Genomic DNA, 21,045 nt, shown 5'->3' on the forward strand with positions numbered 1-21,045 from the left:
CGACGAAGCGTTCCTGGACTGGATCTTCTGGTGGTACCTCGCCACGGTGGAGCTGACCAACCGGTTGATCGAGTGGCGGGGCGCTGGCTGAGGCCTACGGCTCAGTCTTCGAAGCCCCGGTCGAAGCCTCTGAGGACGGGGCCAGTTCGTCGGCGCGCCGTGCAGGGCTGGGTACGCGTGGCCGTCGCTGCGGGGATCCTGGCGCCGTCGGATCAGCCGGATCCGCGGATTGAGGAGGCCTACGAGCAGATCCGCCGCGAGCGCGGCTACTGAACGGTCTGCCACACTCGACTACGGCCCCACCGCGCATCCCCCGTCGCGGCGGGGCCTACCTATGGCAGCATGCCCCCGTCACACCACACACAGGGGGACCAATGCGCACCCGCGCCACGACCATCACACTCGCCGCCGCGCTCCTCGCGCTCACCGCCGCCTGCTCCTCGTCCAGCGACCACAAGCCCGACTCGCCAGCCACCGCCACAGCCACCAGCGCGCAGCCGAGCACCACCCCGGCGCCAGCCGACGCCGCCGCCCTCGAGCAGGCCGTACGGACATACACCGCCGTCTATTTCGCCGACAAGCCGAAGACGGCGTACGGCATGCTGTCCGCGCGCTGCAAGAAGAAGATCACGCCCGATGCCATGGCGGCGCTGACCGCTCGCGCCGTCGGTGACTACGGCAAGCAGGATGTGAAGCGGTTCAAGGTCGACCAGATGTCCGGTGACCTCGCCCGCGTCTCATACGGGGTGGGCCTGCCCAAGTTCGACCAGCAGGCGCAGCCGTGGGCGCGCGAGGGCGGCGACTGGAAGTACGACGCCTGCTGACCCACGCTGAACGCGCCCGGTGGTGCCCGGCATGAGGCCCCGCTGTTCTCCACGGCGGGGCACCAACTTGTCCGGCTACATACCCGGCTGCTGATCCGTCTCCAGCAGGTGCCCGCGCGCGTCCAAGGACCAGCGGGCCCCGCTCTCGTCGGTGAAGTACAGCGTGGGCGGGTTGTTGTGGAGCGTCGCCGGCGAGTACCGCTGGGAGAAGAACTGCACGTGCCGACCCGACCCCACCAACTCCACCAGGGGCAAGAGTCGCTGCCCTTGCCGAGAGGTGGGCACAGGCCCCAGTGATCATGTAGTTGCGACGCTCTGTAACCGCTGGCGAGGCCTGTGCCAGTTTGATGTTTCAGGTCGCCTGCCTGGCCAGCCTGTGCAGGGTCCGCGCGGCAGGTGATCCGGGGTCGGCCGTGATCAGGACGACTTCCTGGTCATCCTCGGGCACGAGCAAGACGTCACAGTTCAACCGCAGCGTGCCGGTCTCCGGGTGATCGAGGATCTTGGTGCGGTGCCCGGGGGCGTGGACCGGACGCGTTTGCCATATCTGTCGGAACTCCTCGCTGCCGGCGTGCAGTTCGGCCAGCAGAGCGGTCAGCTGCGGGTCATGCGGGTAGCGGCCGGCGGCCCGTCGCAGCCGCGCCACCACAATGTGCCCGAACTCCTCAGCGCTGGAGCTCTCGTACATCCGCCCCTGGCCAAGGAAGCGGCGCCGGGCCAGGTTCGTCCTCCCGCCTCCGAGATCGCCGCCGAGCAGTGCCCGGGCCAGGGGGTTCCAGGCGACGACTCCGTACGCCGCGTCAGTGACGATGGCACCGGTCTCCGGCAACCGCTCCAGCATCCGGGCCACATGCGGGCGTACCCGCCGCACGGCGCTGATGCCGGGCGGCGCGCTCGATCCCGCCAGGCGGAACAGGTGGCTGCGCTCGGCCGGCGTGAGCCGTAGTGCCTGGGACAGCGCGTCCAGGATCCGGGTGGACGGCCGCGGGCCCCGGGCCTGCTCCAGCCGCGTGTAGTAGTCGACCGACATGTGGGCGAGTTCCGCCACCTCTTCGCGGCGCAGGCCTGGTGTCCGGCGATCGGTGCCCGTCGCCGTCAGGCCGATCTCGTGTGGACGCAGACCCGCCCGGCGGTCCCTCAGGAAGCGGGCCAGCTCCTGCCGTGCCATGCCGCCTCCTCTCACTGCCTGGTACAGGTTGTCCCTGGCAGGGCGCCCACAGCCAGGGGACGGTAGTTGCCATGAACGATCGCACAGCTCTTGTCACCGGTGCCAACAAGGGCATCGGCAAGCACGTCGCCAGGCTCCTCGCCGCCGAGGGCCTCACCGTGTACGTGGGCTCACGCAACCGCGGGCTCGGACAGCGAGCCGTCGAGGAGATCGGTGCAGGCGCCCGCCTGCTGGTCCTCGACGTGACAGATCTTGACGGCATCGCACGGGCCGCGACCCAGGTGCACCGTCTGGATGTGCTGGTCAACAACGCCGGGATCTCACCGTCACTCGCCCCGCCGGCCGACACGAGCGTCGAGGAGTTCCGGCGCACATACGAGACCAACGTCTTCGGAGCGGTGGCGGTGACCAATGCCTTCCTGCCCGCCCTGCGCCGGTCCCCGCATCCGCGCATCGTCAACATCTCCAGCGGCACCGCATCGCTGACCTGGAGCACGAACCCCAACCCCCAGTTCACCCCGGGAAGCGGTGGCGCCGCCGCCTACCGGTCGTCCAAGGCCGCCCTCAACGCCCTCACCGTCCTATACGCCCAGACGCTGGCCGAGGACGGCTTCAAGGTCAACGCGCTCGCCCCCGGCATGCGGGCCACCGACCTCAACCCCCTGGCCGCCGCTGCCGGCGACGACCCGGCCGAGGCCGCCCAGGCAGCCGCCCGCCTGGCCCTGCTGCCAGACGACGGCCCCACCGGTGGCTTCTTCTCCTGGGACGGAACGCCCGTGCCCTGGTGAGCGGCGCTGAGATCCCAGGCGACGGCACTGACTCACACGCCCCAAGAAGCGTATTCCCAGAGCGGCGGTCCAAGGACCGCGACCACCTACCAGGCCGGACTCCAGTCGCAGACGTCTTCCTGTGGTCAGTCCGTTGAACCTGACGAAAGCCCCGGGTCGGGAATCGGACGAAACACCGCCAAAGACCCGGGTTTGACACGATCTGTGATATGCCTGCCCCGCGTTCCGCTGACACCACTACAGCAGAGCTGCATAATCGGCACCCGGGGGCCTAAAGCGGGAGGGGCGTTGTGGTCGATGAGCGGCCGTGCAGTTCCTCCAGGTCGAACTCCTCGTCATGCTGCGCACCCAGACGCTCAAGTTTGCCAAGGGTGTACAGCTCGCGAGCGCTGAAGACGTCGATGACTTCGCGAGGGAAGCCGCGGTCGTGCAGGGCACGAACCTTCAAGCGCGTGTCCTTCCCGGAGAAAGCGGTCACGTCGTCCTTGTCCGCGCCTTCGACGGCGATGGGACCATCCCCGCGGGTGCGGGGATGGTCCCAAGGTCGGGCATCCGTTGCGGTTGACGAAGCCGTGCTCCCCGCGCGTGCGGGATGGTCCCCTAACACTCCAGTGCGGTTCCGTGATTCATCCAGCAGATCCGTTACCGACGACCCCGCCGGCCAGGACCTCGGCGAACCGGGACCGACACCCCGCTGGGGCTGAGACGGACTGGTATAAGCGAGACCGGATGTCCTTCGGAGGTACTTACCGCCTCGAGGTGCCCCGGCCGTGCGTCGGCTGGGTCACCTCTCCTGTGCGGCGTCTCATCGCCTACTTCAGCGCAGTACCACCCGAGTTGTGGTAGGCGATGGTCTTGCTGATCAGGTTTCCGCCGTCGGTCTCGACCGAGGTCTGTTCCTGCTGCCCCGGACCGAACATCAGGCCCGCGACATGGGCCTTCGCCACCTGGTCCATGTGGGCGAAGAGCCAGTCCACCTTGTCGTCCTTGTAATGGTTGAGGGTGTTGTTCTGCGTCATGTTGCCCACGGGGATCTGCCACAGGACGACCGGCTTGCCCACGGACTCAACCATCGTCTTGTAGAACCTCATCGAGTCGGCGGCTTTCTGCCCGGTCCAGAAGGTGTTACGGCCGCCGTGGGCCGACTGTGCGTACCAGCCAGCGTCGCGGTCCGACACATCGCTGACCAGGAAGTCGGCGTCCTGCGCCCCGAGGCTCGCGTAGTCCTTGACGCATGCCTGAATGTTGTTCTGCCAGTCCCAGCAGGTGAGGTGGAGCCCCACGGCGGTGTGCGTCGCGTACTTGTGCGCCATCGAGATCAGGCAGCGGGAGAGTCCGGCGGCGCTGTTCTCCTGGGATCCGCAGTCCTTCGGATTCGCGGCCGTGACCTGCGCGGCAACCTTGTGCGGATTGCCGAGCGACCGGACGTACCCCCAGAAGTCGGGTTCGAGGTCGATCATGTCGCGCGACGTCCCGATCTTCTGGAGGAAGAAACGGTAGTCATTCATGTACCGGGTGAGCAGGTCCACCCGGTCAATGGCCTGGACCTCGCCCGGACCGTCGCCCTGGCCTGCCAGATCCCCGAGGTCGCGCAACGAGTACCAGGTCCAGAGCATCTTCTGCGGACGCGGGCGGCCCTTGTACGTCGCCTTGGCCACCTCGCCGTCCCGCCAGGTCACGTAAGTGCCGGGCGCCGTGGTGCTGCCGTTCCAGCAGCCCCACCAGTTCGACCACCCGTCCTGGCAACGCGATGCCGAGTAGTAGGCCGACGAGGGCGCGGGCCGGCTGTGCACATAGGCGTACCGCGCGTCGAACGGCGCGGCGTTCGCCGAGGCGTCGGACATCGAGCCGCCGATGAGCACCGTGCTACTGCCCATGAAGCGTTTCGCCGAGGAGCCGCCCGTCGCGGGGGGCGTGCCGGTGCTTCCCGTGTTCCCGGCCGGGACGAGTTTCCACTGCTGCTCGGCGCCGCCCCGGTCGCGGTCCTGGACTACGTGTTCACCGTCGGCCTTCGAGGCGTTGTGGACCTCGACGGCCTTGCCGCTGAAGCGGTTGATCATACGTACGTAGCCGTCCGGCGACTTCGCCAGCTTGAACTCCTGGTTGGAGCCTTTCCGGTCGCTCCACTGGACGAGGTCGGAACCGTTGCTCTTCGACCAGTGGTAGTCGTCCAGCACCTTGCCGGAGTTCCGGTTCTGCAGCCGGTAGTAGCCGTCACCGGCATCGATGAACCGCCACTGCTGGTTGGCCCCGCCGTGACGGTTCCCCTGCACCACCGCCGCCCCGTCGTTCGTGGCGGAGACACGGCCGTCCAGCACCTTGCCGCTGTTGTGGTTGACCAGCACGTACCACGCCTTCGGATCCACGGGTTGGGCCGATGCGCTGTTGACCACGACGACGGCGCCGCCCACGACAGCCATGACGACGGCCGCCCAGACACTCCGCCGCGCGATCAGCCGTCGGCCACGATGTGCCGCTTTTCGTCTCACCGCGACGGTTGAGTCGGTCGACTTGGGTGGGCGATGGGACATGTCTGTGCTCACTTTCAGGCGTTGCATCTGACCGGACCACCTGGCCGGGCAACACTGAGTGGTCCGGGCGGCCGGAAAGGTTGCCGCGCGCCCGAAGATCCACAAACTTTTTTTGGCCGGCCAGGCGTAGCGGAACCGACGGGCGCCCGTGACGGCGCCGACGCCGTCGATAAAGACGTCGGAAACAGGCAGATCAAGCGGGCCTTCTTCCTCTCCGCGTTCGTTTCGCTGGCCGACCCGGGCACCCGCACCTACTACGACAAGAAGATCGCCCAGGGAAGGTGCCACACCCAGACCCTCCTCTGCCTCGCCCGACGCCGAGCGGACGTGTTCTTCGCGATGCTCCGCGACGGCACCTTCTACCAACCACCAACCCCGATCACCCCTTGACCAAAGTCACAGGGGTCCCCGATGAAGACGTTGCCGCCGTCCGCCCGCGGTAGTCCGGCCACCTCCGCCCCGTCGTGGCGTGGGTTAGTGCTGGGCGAACTGGACGCTGGTGGGCTGCACGACGTTCGGCCGGATCGCGATGCCCTTCACAGTCAGCCGCTGCCCGTAGATGTCGGTGATCCTGATCGCGCTGCCGCAGCCGGTGCCGTCGGCAGAGAGGAAATAGTTGTAGGTGGTGCGGTCCAACTGGCGCCAGCCTCCCGAGGTACTGACCTCCAGCGCCGCCACCGGATTGCGGTGGTTGAGGACCTGGATGCCGCACCAGTACTGGCTGGAGCCGGTCTTGTAGCGGACCGAGAGCGTGCCGGGACTGCCGGGGCTGACCAGGTTCCAGGTGATCGCGATCCGGCCGAGATGGAGGTCACCGAGCTGGGAGAACGCCTGCTGGCTGAGATCGATCTGTCCGGGCGCACAGGGCAGCGGGCACTCGTTGGTGATCCGGACGGTGACGGAGCGGCCGTTCGCCGCCCGGACATGCACGTACGCCCCGCAGGCCCTGGCCGTCTCGTAGTCGGTGGTGTTCATCGCCCCGATCATCATGTCGGGGCTGGGACCGAACCCACAGGCGCCGTCCCCGACGCCGGCCTCGTACGCGGTGGCGGCACCCTGGTAGTCGGTGCCCGGCTTGATGCGTCCGGCGAGCGAGGCCGTGCCGGACCCGGCGTTCGCCGGACGCGTGCTCCTGGCCGGTGCGGGCTTCTTCTTGACGGTTGTCCTGGACGGCTTCGAAGAGGCGGCCGCGCTCCGGGACGCCGACGGACTCGGAGACGCCTTCGCCTTCACGGACGGGGTGGACAGCGGCTGCCCCAAGTCCGCTTCGCCGGCAGCGACAGTCGTGCTCGACGCCGACTTCGCGTCGGACTTGTCGTCGGGCAGCAGCGCCATCACCAGGCAGACGACCACGCTCGCGGCGACCAATGCCAGCATGCCCCACATCATTCTGCGCCTGCGCCTGCGCTGCCGCGCAACCTGCCTCACTGTGCTCATGTCCGTCCGTTCCGGAGATAAAAACCGATGGTTCGCTCCTCAGTGGCCACCGCACTCGAAAAGGTTGCCGGGAAGGTGATTTTTTTCTTCGACTCCCTGGCCATCCCTCACGCGGAAGGGCCAGGTCACGGGCAGCACTCCACGGGCGCGGCTGACTGTCGAGGTCCTCGGTGAGCACCCTTCAGGCCGCGCTGATGGTCCAACGGGTTCCATCCCCCGGCACGGGGGGTGCCTCTATGTCTTTCGGTGGGTCTTTCCACGGGTCCGGCATCGATCGAAGTAGGTGCGGGTGGCGGGGTCGTGCAGTGCGGCGAACGCGGACAGGAACATCGCGCGTTTCAGTTGCCGGTTGCCGCCTCGTGGCGCGTATTCGCCGTGGATCGAGGTCCCGGACGACTTGGTCGTCGGGGCAAGACCGGCGTAGGAGGCCAGGTGGGCGGCGGTGGGGAAGCTGGTGCCGTCGCCGACGGTGACCAGCAAGGTGGCGGCGGTCCTGACCGCGACCCCCGGAATCGAGGTCAGGACCGCCGAAAGAGGGTGAGCCTCCAGCAGCTGTCCGATCTGTGCTTCCAGGGCCCCGCGCTGTTCGTGGACGGCTGCGAGCGAACGAGCCAGGGAGGGGATCACGAGGTCGGGGGTACCGGCGCCCGGGACCACGACGGTCTGCTCGTAGAGCGCATCGAACACCTCGTCGATCAATCGCTGGGCCATGCGCGGAGCCTTGGGCCGGATCACCTCAACCAGCTTGCGCCGTCCGGCGTTCCGCAGGGCTGCTGGGGATCCGTAGCGTTCCAGCAGCCAGGTCACGGCGGCGTGGTCCAGGCGCGGGCCCAGGACGCGCTCCAGGCTGGGGGGAACTGGGTGAGCAGGCCGCGCATCCGGTTGGAGGTGCGGGTCGCCTCGGCCGCGAGATCCTGGTCGAAGCCCACCAGCACGGTCAGCTCGGCGGTGATCTCGTCGGTCAGTTCCAACGAGCGCAGGGTGTGCGGCATGGTCCGTGCGGCGTCCGCGATCACCGCGGCGTCCTCGCGTCGGTCTTCGCCTCGCCCGGGTAGAGATCGGCGATCCGCCGCATGGACAAACCGGGCAGGAAGACACCTCAGGCGCTCAACGTGTCAAGCAGCTGCGGCGATAGCGGTAGGAAAGGCTGTGTGTTCGTCGAACAGCGTGTGGTGCTGGAGGCAGTAGTAGAGCTGGCCGAGCATGCGGTTGAAGAGGTTGCGCTGGGCGGCTGCGTGCCAGTCTCCGTGGTCGTCGCGGCGGCGCCGGTAGTGAGCCTTTACGCCGGGCGAGGCCGTGATGGCGGCAAAGGCCCAAAGATAGCCGGCGTGGTTGAGCCGGTCGTTCTTCACCCACCGCCTGGTGATGCTCGACTTCTTGCCGGAGGCCCGGGTGATGGGCGAGGCACCGGCGTATGCCTTCAGACCGCGGGCGTCCGCGAAGCGGGCCTTGTCGTCTCCGATCTCGGCGAGCACCCGGGCACCGAGCTGGACGCCGAGGCCGGGGAACTGAGGATGATCTCAGCGTCCGGGTGCCGAGGGAAAGCTTCTTCGACCGCCTCGGCGAGGTCGTCGGCAGCGGTGCAAGCAGCCTCCAACTGGACCAGGAGCGCGAGCATTTGCTTGCCCAGCGCGTCCTCGACCAGCGGCGGCTGGTGAGCATAGTCGGCACGGAAGACGCCACGGAGCCGCTTGGCCTCGGCCGTGATGCCCCACTTGCGACCGGCTCGCTTGAGCGCGGCCTCCAGCTGTGTGCGGGTCAGCCGCGCGGCCCGGGTCGGCGTCGGGGCCACCTTCAGAAGCTCGCGGGCCTCCGGCCGACACAAACCGTTGCGCCAGGGTTCGAAGGCTGCCAGGGCGGACGGGTAGTACTCGCGCAGCAGTGAGCGGAGCTGGTTGGACAGCTACTGGCGGTTCCAGAGTGAGTCCTGCTGAGCACGGGCGAGGACGGCGATGGCGCGGCCGAGGTCGCTGTCGGTGGGCAGTGGCCGGTGGGCGTGCATGTCGGTCCGCAGGATGTTCGCGAGCACCAGGGCGTCGCCGGGGTCGGACTTCTTGCGCGAGACGGAGTGCCGGTCGCGGTAGCGGGCGGCGGCCAACGGGTTGATCGCGAACACTTGCCGCTTGCCGGTGCTTGTCGAAGACCTTCTTCCCGGCCGGTGTCAGCCCGTGCCCGTGATGGGCGCTCTTGCCGACGTCCAGGCCGAGGAAGACGCCCACGTCGTCGATGTCGTCCAACCCATCCTCCCTCACAGGGTTCGTGCGGTGCTGGCCAAGGCGTTGGCGTCGTATGCGCGCATCCACGCTATGCAGGCCTGCCGCCCGCAAGCGGCCAGGCATCGCGCCAGGCCAGGCGGTAGTCGAACCTCTCATCAGCGTCTCCAACGGCGCCTCCCAGGCCCGGTGACACCACCCCCAGGTCATCCGTCTCGACAGGGGGGAACAGTCATGCCGGACCCGGAGGCCAGCGGCCCTCTTGCAGGACCGCGGAAAACATAACGGGGGACGGAAGCCGGGACTGTTCAGCGTCTGCCGCAGGTTACGTGATCTGCGCGCCGGCGATCGAGGCCCAGTTCGCCTTAGACGTAGTGGGGTCCTTGCCAGGCAGGGAAGGTGAGCCCTTTCATCCCGGCTTCGGCTTCGGCTGTGTACCTCGACAAGCGATCCCCCCGTCCGGCATCAAACACTAGGCCACCCACCCGGCACACGACCCATCGGACAGGGCTTAGGCCCCGACGAGGAACGTTTCCCAAAGCAACACCTTGATTCTCTGCCAGCCCTTAGCCGGCGGCCCCGACGGCCGGCCCCCAGGGCGCTGAGCCGGTCAGTACAGCTTGTTCACCGCCGTGACGGTCGTGGCCTTGAAGTCCGCCACCTGTGCGTCCTTGAAGGTGCCCATCCGCCCCCAGCGGACGACCGTGACGGTGGCGCCGTCGCGGCCGACCGAGAACAGGTTGATGTCGGAGGAACCCTGGGCGGAGGCGGTGTGGATGCCGTAGACGTCGGCGCCCTCCTCAACGTTCAGGTGGCCGTAGGACTTCTGCGTCGCCATGATGTCGGGGTCCTGCCGCATCAGCGTCTTCGCGCAGCCGGCGAGGTCCTTGCGCAGCAGGGCGGCGAACTCCTTAGACCACTGCTCGCTGCGCCCCTCGACCGTGAGCTGCTGGGCGTTGGTGTCGTACTCCGTCCAGTACTCGCGGTGCGAGGTGATGGACGGCAGCGCCTCGCCCACGCACATCGGCAGCGGGTCGGGCTGCCCGGCGGTGACAGGGCCCGCGTACCAGGGCGAGGACGGGTACGGCGGCAGCTCGGCCGGCTCCAGGAACCGGGGCGTGTCGGAGGCGTCCCGGCCAGCCGCGGCGGCCGGGACGGCGGCTGCGGCGAGGCCGGCCACGGCCGCCAGCGCGGCCAGGCCGGCCAGGGTGGTACGGGTGCTTCGGGCGCGGATCTGCATGGTCTCCCCCATCGGTCGTGCCCGGTTGCCCGGGCGGATGCGCGGGGCTTGTGCCCTCGCCCCCTGTACGACCCGTCGGCGGCCGCATGCGTTGCCCGCGGGCTTGCTACGGATCCGTCCCGAATGTCACCGATCGGTCCGCCCCCGCCGTGCGCCGGGGCCCTCCTCACCCTGGCGGCCGCCCCCGTGCGCGTGTGGGCCACACTGATGTCCGCCCCCCGTTACGTTCTTCGTGGTCCTGCAAGAGGGCCGCTGGCCTCCGGGCCCGGCATGACTGTTGCCCCCTGTCGAGCAGATGACCAGGGGGGTGGTGCTCACCGGGCCCGAGGGGTGCCGTCACAGACGCTGATCAGAGGTCCGGCCGCCGCCCGGTCCGGCGCAATGCCGGGCCACTTCCACGAGTACGCCGTCGACAAGCAGCCGCACCGCGTCACCTGGTCCGTCGACGGAAGGACGTACTTCACGCTGACCCCGTCGAAGCTGCCCCGGCCGCAGGACTGGGTCTTCGAACAGGACCTGCGCCTCCTGCTCAACGTCGCCGTCGGAGGCGACTGGCCCGGCCCTCCCGACGGCTCCACGCCCTCCCCCGCGACGATGACGGTGGACTACGTGCGCTTGTACGGCGAGGGCCGGGCGTAGCACCTCGCCGCGCCCTCGCCACCCGCCGACCGGGCGGTCAGTGCAGGATGCTGACGGCCCGCGCGATCACCAGGAGCGAGGTGAACAGGGCCGAGACGCTCTGGATGCTCATCAACAGCTTTGCGCGGGTCGACAGGGGCATCGTGTCGGTCGGGCTGAACGCCGTGGAGTTCGTGACGGAGACGTAGAGGTAGTCCATGAGGGTGGGGACCCAGTCCGACGTGCCGCTGGCGCCGTCGGCCACTTCCTGGATGGCGTCGTCGTTCTCGTCCTGGGAGAAGCGGAAGTCCGCCAGCGGCAGCGCCGAGCGGGGCAGCTGGGTGCGGCTGACCGGGCCGCCGCGGTCCAGCTCCCAGTAGGCCAGGCCGAAGACGATGATGTTGGTCAGCCACACCTGCAGCGCCGCCACCAGCAAGGACCGGCCGTCCTTCACCCCGGCGTAGACCAGCTCGTGGACCAGGATGACCAGCGCCACCAGGTTGCTGACGGCGATGATGCCCACGAGGGTGAGGGACAGCACCCGGAACGTCTTCGTCTGCCGGGTCAGGCGCCTGGGGTTGATCGCGACCAGCGGGACGAGCAGCAGGCACTCCAGGGCGGGCAGCACGTAGCGCGGGGCGACGAGCAGCTGCTCCGGCAGGAACAGGTACAGGGCGATCGCGGTGAGCGTCGCGACGACTGCGGGCAGCCGTACCTCGCCCCTGCGTTCGTGCCGGGGATGCCTGGTGCTCGCCTCCGCACGCGTCCGTGCCATACCGACTGATCCTTCCCCTCGCCGCCGCCGACAGCGCCAGAAGGCCCGCGTCCCTCATCCGGTGCAGGCCACCTGGCACCTCCAGCTTGTACCCCGGAGTACGGCGCTCCCCCGCCACCGCGCCCGGCGCCCGGCGCGGCGTCGGGTCAGGCGGCGGTCGCCGTGAAGCTCTGTGCGGCCGAGCCGTCGCACGTGCGCTGGGTGAGCTGCGTACTGTTCGTGGCGGTGGCCGCCACGGTCAGGCACTTGCCGCCATGGCGGGCGGTGAAGTGGTAGCGTCCGGCGGCTTCCTTCACGGGGAGCCACTGCTGGTTCTGGCCGCCCGTGTACGCCCACAGTTGCAGCGATGCGCTGTCGGCGCCGGACACGTCGGTCACGTCGATGACCTGCTGCGGGCTCGGGCGTACGCAGATGCGCCGGTATCCGCTGTCGGTCGAGGCGAGCCGGAACTGCTGGGCCTGGGGGCCCGAGGAGATGAGTGCCCCTGTGAGTTGGGCTTTTTCGAGTGCCTCGGAGACCTGCCCCTTCTCTGCCACCTGGTGCGTCACTGAACGTCGGCCGTCACGGGTCGGAGCGGTCGGCTGGTGGTCCGAGTGTCGTCGCCGCCCGGTCGATGAGCAGCTGGACACCGTCGAGTACGCGGTGGAGAGCGAAATCGAGCGGGTCGATCGGGGCGGGGTCGAAGAAGCCCTGGGCGATGGCCCTGGTTGGGGCCGGGAAGCGGTCGGCGCGGCGGTCGAGGAGTTCGGCGCTGAGGCGGGCGATCTCGCAACGTCTTTTCTTATGGCCGCACGGTGCGCGAACGCGTCGCCCGCCGTTCAGTGTCAGTTGAATCGCGTAGCGTTGCGTTCGAGTAGATCTCATGGGAAGGCGTACGCGGTGTTGACGTTGGACGAGGCGGTTGTGCAGCTTGACGACAGGTCCTCGGCGAAGCGCCGCGCGGCGGCGAAACGACTGCGCAGACTCGCTGTCGCAACCCCGGGAGCAGCGGGTGAACCGTTCCGTTGCAGCAGAGCAGCAAGCACCATGCCGTTGCGGACAACCGGCTGTCCCGTTGCAGCGTGTGGGCAGCGACTCGCCCGAACCCGTTGCTGCCCGACCGAGGCCGGTCTGCTGCTCGTGCAGCAAGGATGCCTCCTGCTGTCTCATCTGATCCGGTGCGTCCGCGCCGTTTCGTGGACCCGCCGGGGCTTCGTCGGCTCAGGGCAGTTCGTGATTACCAGGGGACGACGCCGTTGTCCTCGAAGAACGAACCGCTCGGGCCGCCGTCGGGCAGTGTGGCGAGCCGGATCGCTGTGGCCGCGCCCTGTTCAGGAGTGCGGGGTCCGTGGAAGCCTGTGAAGTCAGTGGCGACCAGGCCCGGGCAGGCGGCGTTGATGAGGATGTTCGTTCCGGTGAACTGCCGGGCGTACTGCACGGTGAGGGCGTTGAGGAACGACTTCGACGGCGCGTAGGCCGCCATGATCGGGCCGATCTCGATGTCCGGGTCCGCCTGCCGGGTCAGGGAGCCGACGCTGCTGGAGACGTTGACGATGCGTGGCGAGGCCGAGCGCCGCAGCAGCGGCAGCATCGCGTTGGTCACCCGGACGACACCCATGACATTGGTATCCACGACCGTGCGGAGCACCTCCAGGTCGAGCGCGGTCGGGTCCTGCTCCCACCCCGGGCCCATCTCGCCCGAGATGCCGGCATTGTTGACCAGGGCGTCCAGGCGCCCGGCCAGCCGTTCGACCAGTTCCGCGGCATCGGTGACGCTCCGGTCCTCGGTCACGTCCAGCGGTACCCCGAACGCGTCCACGCCGAGGGCGCGCAGTTTTCCGACGGCGGTTTCGCGTCGGGTCTCGTCGCGGGCCCCCACACCCACGCGGTACCCGAGGCTGCCCAGCCCGGCCGCGATCTCGTACCCGATGCCCTTGTTCGCGCCGGTCACCAGCGCGATCATCGTTTCGCTCATGCTGATGATGGTGGCTCGCGGACGAGTGGCGCGGCCAACACCGATCCGGTGTCCTGTCATACCCGCCAGGTATCACCACGTATGCTGCGGCCGTGGACACCCTGGAGACCCGCGAGTTGAGGTACTTCGTGGCCGTCGCCGAGGAACTGCACTTCGGGCGCGCCGCCGAGCGCCTCGGCATGGCCCAGCCGCCGCTGTCGCGGGCGATCCAGCAGCTCGAACGGCGCCTCGGGGTCTGCCTGCTGCAACGCAACCGCCGTGGTGTCCGCCTGACCGGTGCCGGAGAGGTGCTGCTGCACGAGGGCCGGGCGGCCCTCGACGCGACCGTCGCCGCCGCTCGCCGCACCCGGCGCGCCGGCGGTGCCGACAACCCTGGCGGCCCCCGCGGTCGGCTGGTCCTCGCGGTGAAAGCCGCCGCGTCCCACGAACTGCTGCGGAAACTTCTCGACGCCTACGCGGCCGAGCCCGACAGTGCCGAGATCGAGGTGCTACCGTGCGGCATCTGCGAGCAGGAAGAGCTGCTGCGCGACGGACGCGCCGATGTCGCGCTCATGCACACGCCGTGGAACTCCCTCGCCGGCTTCGACAGCGAGGCACTGACGACCGAGGGGCAGATCGCCGTCCTACCGGCCGGGCACCCCCTCGCCGCCCGCGAGACCTTGTCCCTGGCCGATGTCAGAGATGTCCCCGATCTGCCGCTCGCCCGCTGGCCCACCCACGGCACCTACGCACCCGGCCCTGGCCCCGAGATCCACAACCAGACACAACTGGCCCAGCTGATCGCCCTCGGACGCACCGTGGCGGTCGTCCCCGACTCCGCCCGCTCCTGGCTGTGGGCCGAGCACACAGCCGTCCCCTTGACCGACGCACCTTCCGTCGTGACCCACATCGCCTGGCCCGCGCACAGCCGCTCCCTCACCCTGGCCGGCCTGGTCCGTACGGCCGCACGGCTATGACCAGGTCCTGCCCCCACCGGCCACCACTCGGGACGGCTCAGGCACCACCGAGGTCTGCGGGACCGGAGAAGCAGACCCACGGGACCCCATCATCTGGGACAGCGAGCGAATCGAACCAGATCGTGTGAGACAGGGACCGGACCGCATGAGACGGGACAGGGCGAGTGCCGCTGTTGTGTCTCATCGGGCCTTGACCGGTCTCACCGAAGTTTGACGACCGTCCTGTTCGCCTCATCGAAGTTTGGCCACCGCTAGGGGCTTGTGGATCAGGCTGCGTACCCTCGGTTCCATGCCGCGCCGTACGAACAATCCCCGTCGGCTGATTGCCGACGGGCGCACGTATCTGTGGACGCTCCGTCACAGCCACACGGTGGCGGACAGCGGACGGTCCTGCTGCGAGACCCTCACGCTGTACCCGCAGCCAGCCAGCACTGGCGGCCCACTGCGCATCGTCTTCACCGAGGGTCCGGGCCGGTACGTCCCGGGCGGGGCTCCCCTGGGTTCTGGAGACGTGGGATACGTGAGGGGTGCCTCCCTGAACCCGCACGAACCTGGCGCCGTCCGAGCCCTGCTCGACGTGGCATCCGCCCGCGGGTGGCAGCCGGAGGGGCGGCGGGTGGTGGAGATCGACGGCTGGTCCCTGCTGGAGGCGGCAGCCGCCGCGCGGGCCGGGGCCACCGGCCCCGCGGGGCCGGAAGAGCGACTCCGACGACTTCGTTGATCCGCGGACCGGCCCCTCGAGCACCGATCAAATTTCGTTGAGACTGGTCAAGCTCGTTGACACGGGACATCCGCACCGTTGTCCATCGAAGCTCCATCGCCTGTGCCGCGGCACGCGGCGACCGAGCGCGGCACCCCGACGACACCCGGGGTGCCGCGCTCGGTCGGCGTCGGCCGGAAGGCGCCGTCCAGCCCGAGTGCCCTCGCTGCGGCACGGTCCAGCCGATCTCGGCGACGACTCGGTGCCGTTCCCTGTTCATGATCTGCTGGGCCCTTCCTGCGGTCGGCAGGACGAGTCGGGGAGGTCGGCCAGGCGCCGCGCCCAGAAGGAGCGGTCGGTCCAGCGGGCCTCCTGGGCGTGGATGACACGGCGGCCGCGCAGATACGCGCTCCGTGCGGCCGCGACCTTGTCCGCGTATGCGGCGAGGGCCGAGTCCGCGCCGTAGGGGGCGCGCCCCAGGCGGGTGTCGACGGCCAGTCCCGCGCCCAGCCCGGTGTAGAGAGCGGTCAGCACGCCCTGGGAGGAGAGCGGGTCGAACGCGACCGCCGCGTCCCCGGCGGCGGTCCAGCCGTCTCCGTACACCGTGTCCAGGTGCGCTGTGTGCGCGGCGGCCCGGCGGGGCGCGGCAGGTGATGTGGGCGGGGGTCCGTCCCGGTGGATCCATCGGGACACGTGGCGGGTGGCCGTCATCCGTCGGCGGAAGTGGCGTGCGGTGTGGGAGGCGGCGGGCAGGTCGGCGTCGGTGAAGTAGGCGACCAGTCGCCCGCCGGAGGGCTGCGGGGCGGTGTACCACCAGCCGTCCTCGTCGGACTCGACGAGGGAACGGCGGTCGGTGTCCAGCGGGTCCGCCTCCAGGGGCATGTACAGAGCTGTGAGCCGGTCCTCGACCCGCCGCCGGGCCCCGCAGCGGACGGCGATCGCGGCGGCGCGGCCGGTGGCGTCGATCACCCAGCGGCAGCGCACCGTACGTTCGCCACCGGACCGGGTACCGGGAGGGCCGGTACCGCCGCGCAGGACCAGGGTCCAGCCGCCGTCCGGCGTCCGCGCGGTGTCGCGTACGGCCGAGCCCTCGGCGACCTCGGCCCCCGCCGCGCGCGAGGCGTCGCGCAGACTCCGGTCGAACAACCGCCGGTCGAGGTGCCAGCCATGGCCGTGCGGGTCGTTGATGAAGTCCACGGCGTGCAGGTCGGCCGAACCCCACGCCGAAAGGCTGCCGTAGCAGGGCAGATGCCCCGAGTCGAGAACACGGTCGGCGACGCCGAGGTCGCCGAGCAGTACCCGCCCAGCGGGCACGAGCGTCTCGCCGACCTTGGGCGGCCCGGTGCCGGCGTCCGCCAGCAGAACCGTACGGCCGGCACGGGCGAGCACGAGCGCGGCGGCGCAGCCGGCCGGGCCGCCGCCCGCCACCACGACGTCGTAGGTGTCCGTGCCGGGAGCGAGTGCGGCGCTCATCGCGCGTCGCGGAAGGGGTCGAGTATCTCGAGATATCCGGCGGTGATCTCCTCCTCGCGGTAGCCGGTCGCCCGGGCGGCCTCGCCGATGACCCGTGCCGCGGACTCGGCCTCGGCGGTTTCGGGGGAGAGCCTTCCCTCGGGCCGGATGCCCGCCGCCGCGGACAACACGTGCGGACCCGCCTCGGGCATGTGCAGGTTGACGAGGTTCGCCGTGTCCGGTGCCTGGTCGAGCGGTTGTCCCGGGCGTGACTCCACCAGGATCCGTTCCGGGAACTTCCCGTCGCCCACTGTGTAGTCGCGCACCTCGACGATGCCGAGCTTGGGCCAGTCCTTGATCATCTGTGTGCGCTGCTGGTTCATGGTGCCGTCGAGGCCGCGCAGCCAGGTCGCCCGCCGCTCGAACGCCTCTTCCCGGGCGCTGTCGTCGCTCCCGGTCGACGGCGTGTTGACCTTCTCGAAGTCCTCCAGCTTGAGGACATGGTTGGGTACCTGGGCAGGCCAGAAGGTCGGCAGGTAAGGGCTGTACCGGGGCCCCAGGTTGGCCAGCACCTCATAGCCGGAACGGCAGCTCGCGGTGTCCGCCTGCCAGGGGGCGGCCATCCAGCGAGTGAGGTCTCCGGGCCCCTGTGCGCGCAGGGGCCCGTTGGCGGCGACCGCCTCCTGCGGGGTGAGGGTGGGCCCGTAGTCGGGTTCCGCGGTGCCGGTGGCGCGGTGCAGGATGCGGAAGGGTTCACTGAACATGCTCGGGTGCCTGATCGGCCAGGTGACCTCGCACCCCGGGTGGAACGCGTCGGCGGCGCAGTTCTCCAGGGCCGCCCGGTCCAACAGCCCCGGCTGCTCGCCGACAGGGGCGTCGTCGACCGTGGGGCGCGGCTGCCGCAGGGGTCCGGCCAGGAAAGCCCCGTCCGCCCAGCGCTGCAGCATCCAGTCCTGGGTCGGCGACAGCACCAGGTGCTGACGCACGGACTTGGGCGTGCTGGCCATGGCATCGCCGTAGATCCACGGCCACGGCAGTGGGGACTTTCCGTCCCGGTCGTAGTCGCGCAGGGCGGCGTATGTCTGGCGGCGCAGTTCCCGGTTCCGGCCGGACGGATCGGCGAGCCTCTTCCGCATGGCAGGCGAGAGGAAGAAGTGGGGGCCGTTCCAGCCGAACTGTGCCGCGAATCCCTGGTTGACCCACTGCAGATCGCAGAACCGGCGGAGGATCGGCTCGATGTGATCGGTGAACGAGATCTTCTGCGGGCGGGTCAGCGAACCGGCCTGGACGAAGACGTCGAAGAGCAGGTCGTGGAGGGTACGTATGGACTTCACGCCGGGGGCGTAGTGCGGAGGCCCGACCACGACCCAGGCCGGGGCGGCGGTCAGATCCTTGCCGTCGATACGGACCGTTGCCGTCACCGGGCCGTCGGACACGTCGTCGTACCAGGTGTTGTTGTTGGCGACCCCGGTGATCGGCTGGTTATCGTAGGAGGCGGAGTTTCCCCGGCCACCGAGCACCAGCAGGCGGCCGTCGGAACGGGTGGAGATCTCGCCGAGGTACACCGCCTTGCCCATGATCTTGCCGGTGTCGAACTTCTGCGTCTCGGTCTTCGAGCCGCGGACGGTGCGGCTTCCGGGGTCGTTGACCAGCTTCTTCCTCTCGGCGCCCACGACGTCGGCGTTGCGCAGAGCGTATTGCTCTGCCGCGAGCGTCTGGCCCTCGGGTATGTCCAGCGCCAGATGGAACTGGTACCAGGCGGCCTTCTTGTTGGCCAGATGCACCGTCCACTGGATCTCGGAGACACCCTCGGCGCCCGGCTTCAGCTCCCTCACCACCTCCCCCGCGGCGTTGTAGCCGTACACACGGAACCGTGCGGCCTGCCTGCGGAGCGCCCCGGAACCGTCCTTGTAGAAGCCGGGGTCCGCTGGTTTCTGGTCCGGTGATTCCGGGCCGATGAAGGGTGCTTCGAGACTGTTGCCGACCCGGGCGACACCGATGGCGGGGTGAATCTTCACCTTCACGATCTGACTGTCCATCGAAGAACCTTCCGTTGGGGGCCGTCGGGATGCGGTCTCGAACGTAAGACGTGCAATTCCGCCCGGGGGTCACACTCCGACGGGGCTGATCGACGGCCGATCATCATTGACCTCCTAGCAACAGCTGCCGTGCGCACGCGAGTTCGCCCCGGTCGGAGGTGTGTGGCCGCACCTGAGGAGATCGCCGGCGGAAGTCACCGGACGCGGTCTCGATCAGCTCACCGCGCCGGTGAGGACCCGGCGTGCACGAAAATGCCGTACCGCCCCGCCTCATCGACGGCCTCCTCGCCAAGACCTGCCTCGAGCTTCCGGCCGCCGTGACCTCGGCCATGGAGGTGGACCTGGTCGAGGAGAACGCCCTCGCGCGTCAGGGCGAAAGCCGGCACGGTACGGCGGCGCGCGCGTACCGGAGGCTCGTCCTCCGCGACAAGTCTGAGCTCACCCGTGACGTCCCGCAACAACAACCGCGGGCGAGGTGCGGGAAGGCTCCGGAGCAGGGCTCCACCCGGCGCCAGTCCGTCAACCGCCCTCACCAGCAATCACGGCGAAAGTTCAGAAATGCCGAACAACCGACCACACCCCCGACCACGGTCTCACCCACCCTGACCAACAACGACCGCACACACTCCGAAACTGGCCTTTCAGGTGCCGTCTAAAGCTGCTAATGGGGGGCACCCTGTCGGATCCGATGATGCCGTGAGGCCTGGAACGGCTGTCTTGCGGCCCAAGTCGTCTTCTTCGGCGGTAGGGCTTGATCAAGGGCGACCCCAGTGTTGTCATTCAGTACTCTCCGCACATGATTCATTCGTGCGCGTGACGTTCCAGCGCTGTCCTTGGTAGCAGGCATGATCGGCGGGAAGGCGCCGTCACTGCATCGCTATCCGATGGCCAAGTATCTCTACGGGGCGTATGAGCGTCCCGACAACGCCTTGGTCCTGCTGGCTTCCCGCAAGCACATCAAGATGCTTCGGGTCAACGAGAGCAGTGCCAACGCCCGCAAGGACTACTACCTCTTGGCCAAGGGACAGGCCGCGGCGACCGCCCTGCGAGAGCAGGTTCCGGCCGGTACGGCGAGTAGCTCCGCCCGACGCAGTACCTTCGCGACCTGGCCGACAACGGCAAGGCATTCCCCGTCTGACCGGCTGCCACCGCGCCTGAGGGCCAAGGGGTTCCGGCCCTCAGGCGCGGTGGTCTCCCCCAGGAGGATCGAGCCGACCAGCAGCCTGGTCCTGACCCAGGAACATGAGGGTGTGTCAAAGACGCCGACGGAATAGTCCGACCCGGCCCCTGCGATCACGACGGAGGTGCCGTCCCAGCCTCGATCCACTCCAGCACCCGCTCGATTGCGCGCTCGTGCGCGGCCACGATTACCCGCCGGGTCTCCTCATCCCCCAGCGCCCACAGCAGGTAGATCGTGGGCTGTGGCCGGAAGACGAAGTCGACGCCCGTGACCGTCACTCGGCGACCGAGGGCGTCGGCCTTGAACGCCTTCTTCGGGGACGCGCCCTTGGCGAGCAGGTCTGCCTCGATCCGGTCCGCGTACGGGTGCCGGCCCCGCTCGTCGAACAGGTTCCGCAGCTGCGCCTCGGTGACTTCCTCGCCAGGCGACAGTCCGAGCACGGCCAGGCCGCGCCCCATCCATCGTCCGACCGGGACACCGGCTTGCTCCTGGGCCTCGCGCAGCGGCGTGCGGGCCGGGCGCCGGCCGTCACCGACAACGGTCTCGCGCAGGTAGTACCGGTACATCTGACCGGCTCGGATGATCCCGATATCCACTGTCATGCAGACCACGCCACACGGCTTTGACCTGCAAGAAAAGACCGATCAGCGGTACGTCCCGCCAGGCGGGAGCAGCGGAGCAACTTTCTTCGCCGGTGCCGGCCAGGCGGGAAGCGGCCTCAGCTGGCCAGCCAATGTCATCGCTCTCCGGCCAAGAGCAACGGAGCTGGCCAACCAGGGACTTCGGCCATCTGCCGGGCACCCGGGATCCGCAGACTATCTGTGCAGCGTGTGCTTCACAGCCTGGCGATCTACGCCTCCACGCTTCTCTCTCAGAGAGTTCTGCTGCGGATCTGCTGTCCTGTCTCAATGAAGTTAGGCGTCCGCATGACGGTGACCTGCGTGGACTGAGTTGGATGAGACAGGTCGACTCGGTTCGTTGAGACGAAAGGCCGGAGCCGGCCCGTGGGGACTCAGAGGACACCTCAGTGGGGCCTCGCGGACGCGAGGCCCCCCCACCGGGTAAGACCGTGTGGGCGAGCGTGCCCGGGAGGTGACCGCCCTCGAGCAGCCCGTGCGCGTCGGCGACCCGCTCGAAACGGAAACTCACAAGCACCTTGACCCCGCGCCA

At 69.0% G+C, this 21,045-nt stretch carries 18 protein-coding genes and 4 pseudogenes; 7 read left to right on the top strand and 15 right to left on the bottom strand.

What is annotated here, in order from left to right; translation table 11 throughout:
• Positions 1–374: 374 nt before the first annotated feature.
• Positions 375–824 carry a hypothetical protein gene (locus ACFY01_RS45920; protein WP_390741749.1) on the top strand — a complete coding sequence of 150 codons (450 nt, stop codon included), beginning with the start codon at positions 375–377 and terminating at the stop codon, positions 822–824.
• Positions 825–899: 75 nt separating this feature from the next.
• On the opposite strand, the gene ACFY01_RS45925 is transcribed toward ACFY01_RS45920, so the two are convergent.
• Both ACFY01_RS45925 and ACFY01_RS45930 read right to left on the bottom strand, forming a co-directional pair.
• Positions 900–1,043, bottom strand: a complete 144-nt coding sequence (locus ACFY01_RS45925; RefSeq protein WP_390741750.1) for a hypothetical protein — start codon at positions 1,041–1,043, stop codon at positions 900–902.
• A 133-nt stretch (positions 1,044–1,176) separates the two neighbouring features.
• Positions 1,177–1,992: a helix-turn-helix transcriptional regulator gene (locus tag ACFY01_RS45930; protein ID WP_390741751.1), complete on the bottom strand. Its 816-nt coding sequence runs from the start codon at positions 1,990–1,992 to the stop codon at positions 1,177–1,179.
• Positions 1,993–2,063: 71 nt separating this feature from the next.
• On the opposite strand from ACFY01_RS45930, the gene ACFY01_RS45935 reads away from it, so the two are divergent.
• The gene (locus ACFY01_RS45935) at positions 2,064–2,780 is read left to right on the top strand and encodes an SDR family oxidoreductase (protein ID WP_390741752.1); all 717 of its coding nucleotides are present in this window, start codon (positions 2,064–2,066) and stop codon (positions 2,778–2,780) included.
• 271 nt (positions 2,781–3,051) lie between these two features.
• Here the strand turns inward: ACFY01_RS45935 and ACFY01_RS45940 are convergent, their stop codons facing one another.
• Positions 3,052–3,258 carry a hypothetical protein gene (locus ACFY01_RS45940; RefSeq protein WP_390741753.1) on the bottom strand — a complete coding sequence of 69 codons (207 nt, stop codon included), beginning with the start codon at positions 3,256–3,258 and terminating at the stop codon, positions 3,052–3,054.
• A gap of 334 nt (positions 3,259–3,592) precedes the next feature.
• Positions 3,593–5,200 (bottom strand): RICIN domain-containing protein, encoded by a 1,608-nt coding sequence (locus tag ACFY01_RS45945; RefSeq protein ID WP_390741754.1) that lies wholly within the window; start codon positions 5,198–5,200, stop codon positions 3,593–3,595.
• A 291-nt stretch (positions 5,201–5,491) separates the two neighbouring features.
• Between ACFY01_RS45945 and ACFY01_RS45950 the strand changes: the two are divergent.
• Positions 5,492–5,701: pseudogene (locus ACFY01_RS45950) on the top strand (IS110 family transposase); the annotation flags it as partial.
• An 84-nt stretch (positions 5,702–5,785) separates the two neighbouring features.
• Here the strand turns inward: ACFY01_RS45950 and ACFY01_RS45955 are convergent.
• The 4 genes and pseudogenes from ACFY01_RS45955 to ACFY01_RS45970 all read right to left on the bottom strand — a co-directional run bounded on the left by ACFY01_RS45955 (position 5,786) and on the right by ACFY01_RS45970 (position 10,213).
• Positions 5,786–6,688: an expansin EXLX1 family cellulose-binding protein gene (locus ACFY01_RS45955; RefSeq protein WP_390741755.1), complete on the bottom strand. Its 903-nt coding sequence runs from the start codon at positions 6,686–6,688 to the stop codon at positions 5,786–5,788.
• A 306-nt stretch (positions 6,689–6,994) separates the two neighbouring features.
• Positions 6,995–7,841: pseudogene (locus ACFY01_RS45960) on the bottom strand (IS110 family transposase); the annotation flags it as partial.
• A 22-nt stretch (positions 7,842–7,863) separates the two neighbouring features.
• Positions 7,864–8,879 (bottom strand): annotated as a pseudogene (locus tag ACFY01_RS45965) (transposase); the annotation flags it as partial.
• A gap of 692 nt (positions 8,880–9,571) precedes the next feature.
• Positions 9,572–10,213 carry a hypothetical protein gene (locus ACFY01_RS45970; protein ID WP_390741756.1) on the bottom strand — a complete coding sequence of 214 codons (642 nt, stop codon included), beginning with the start codon at positions 10,211–10,213 and terminating at the stop codon, positions 9,572–9,574.
• A gap of 369 nt (positions 10,214–10,582) precedes the next feature.
• On the opposite strand from ACFY01_RS45970, the gene ACFY01_RS45975 reads away from it, so the two are divergent.
• Positions 10,583–10,840, top strand: a complete 258-nt coding sequence (locus ACFY01_RS45975) for a glycoside hydrolase family 16 protein (protein ID WP_390741757.1) — start codon at positions 10,583–10,585, stop codon at positions 10,838–10,840.
• A 37-nt stretch (positions 10,841–10,877) separates the two neighbouring features.
• Here the strand turns inward: ACFY01_RS45975 and ACFY01_RS45980 are convergent, their stop codons facing one another.
• From ACFY01_RS45980 to ACFY01_RS45995, 4 genes and pseudogenes are all read right to left on the bottom strand, one after another.
• A complete protein-coding gene (locus tag ACFY01_RS45980; RefSeq protein ID WP_390741758.1) occupies positions 10,878–11,594 on the bottom strand; it encodes a hypothetical protein in 717 nt (238 codons plus the stop codon).
• A gap of 146 nt (positions 11,595–11,740) precedes the next feature.
• A pseudogene (locus ACFY01_RS45985) lies at positions 11,741–12,061 on the bottom strand (RICIN domain-containing protein); the annotation flags it as partial.
• 94 nt (positions 12,062–12,155) lie between these two features.
• A complete protein-coding gene (locus ACFY01_RS45990; RefSeq protein ID WP_390741759.1) occupies positions 12,156–12,458 on the bottom strand; it encodes a hypothetical protein in 303 nt (100 codons plus the stop codon).
• A 352-nt stretch (positions 12,459–12,810) separates the two neighbouring features.
• Positions 12,811–13,548, bottom strand: a complete 738-nt coding sequence (locus tag ACFY01_RS45995; protein WP_390741760.1) for an SDR family oxidoreductase — start codon at positions 13,546–13,548, stop codon at positions 12,811–12,813.
• Positions 13,549–13,640: 92 nt separating this feature from the next.
• Here ACFY01_RS45995 and ACFY01_RS46000 point away from each other — a divergent pair, with 92 nt between their 5' ends.
• Both ACFY01_RS46000 and ACFY01_RS46005 read left to right on the top strand, forming a co-directional pair.
• The gene (locus ACFY01_RS46000; RefSeq protein ID WP_390741761.1) at positions 13,641–14,504 is read left to right on the top strand and encodes a LysR family transcriptional regulator; all 864 of its coding nucleotides are present in this window, start codon (positions 13,641–13,643) and stop codon (positions 14,502–14,504) included.
• Positions 14,505–14,793: 289 nt separating this feature from the next.
• Complete coding sequence (locus ACFY01_RS46005; protein WP_390741762.1) at positions 14,794–15,225, top strand: hypothetical protein; 432 nt, start codon at positions 14,794–14,796, stop codon at positions 15,223–15,225.
• A gap of 255 nt (positions 15,226–15,480) precedes the next feature.
• Here ACFY01_RS46005 and ACFY01_RS46010 read toward each other — a convergent pair whose 3' ends face one another.
• A complete protein-coding gene (locus tag ACFY01_RS46010; protein ID WP_390741763.1) occupies positions 15,481–16,677 on the bottom strand; it encodes an NAD(P)/FAD-dependent oxidoreductase in 1,197 nt (398 codons plus the stop codon).
• Positions 16,674–18,695 (bottom strand): LodA/GoxA family CTQ-dependent oxidase, encoded by a 2,022-nt coding sequence (locus ACFY01_RS46015; RefSeq protein ID WP_390741764.1) that lies wholly within the window; start codon positions 18,693–18,695, stop codon positions 16,674–16,676. The genes ACFY01_RS46010 and ACFY01_RS46015 overlap by 4 nt, the downstream gene beginning before the upstream one ends.
• Positions 18,696–19,540: 845 nt before the next feature.
• Between ACFY01_RS46015 and ACFY01_RS46020 the strand changes: the two genes are divergently transcribed.
• Positions 19,541–19,969 carry a hypothetical protein gene (locus ACFY01_RS46020; RefSeq protein WP_390741765.1) on the top strand — a complete coding sequence of 143 codons (429 nt, stop codon included), beginning with the start codon at positions 19,541–19,543 and terminating at the stop codon, positions 19,967–19,969.
• Positions 19,970–19,988: 19 nt separating this feature from the next.
• Here the strand turns inward: ACFY01_RS46020 and ACFY01_RS46025 are convergent, their stop codons facing one another.
• Positions 19,989–20,477, bottom strand: a complete 489-nt coding sequence (locus ACFY01_RS46025) for a relaxase domain-containing protein (RefSeq protein WP_390741766.1) — start codon at positions 20,475–20,477, stop codon at positions 19,989–19,991.
• Between the last annotated feature and the right edge of the window lie 568 nt (positions 20,478–21,045).

Source organism: Streptomyces sp. NPDC001480, from assembly GCF_042894725.1.
Taxonomy (GTDB): Bacteria; Actinomycetota; Actinomycetes; order Streptomycetales; family Streptomycetaceae; genus Streptomyces.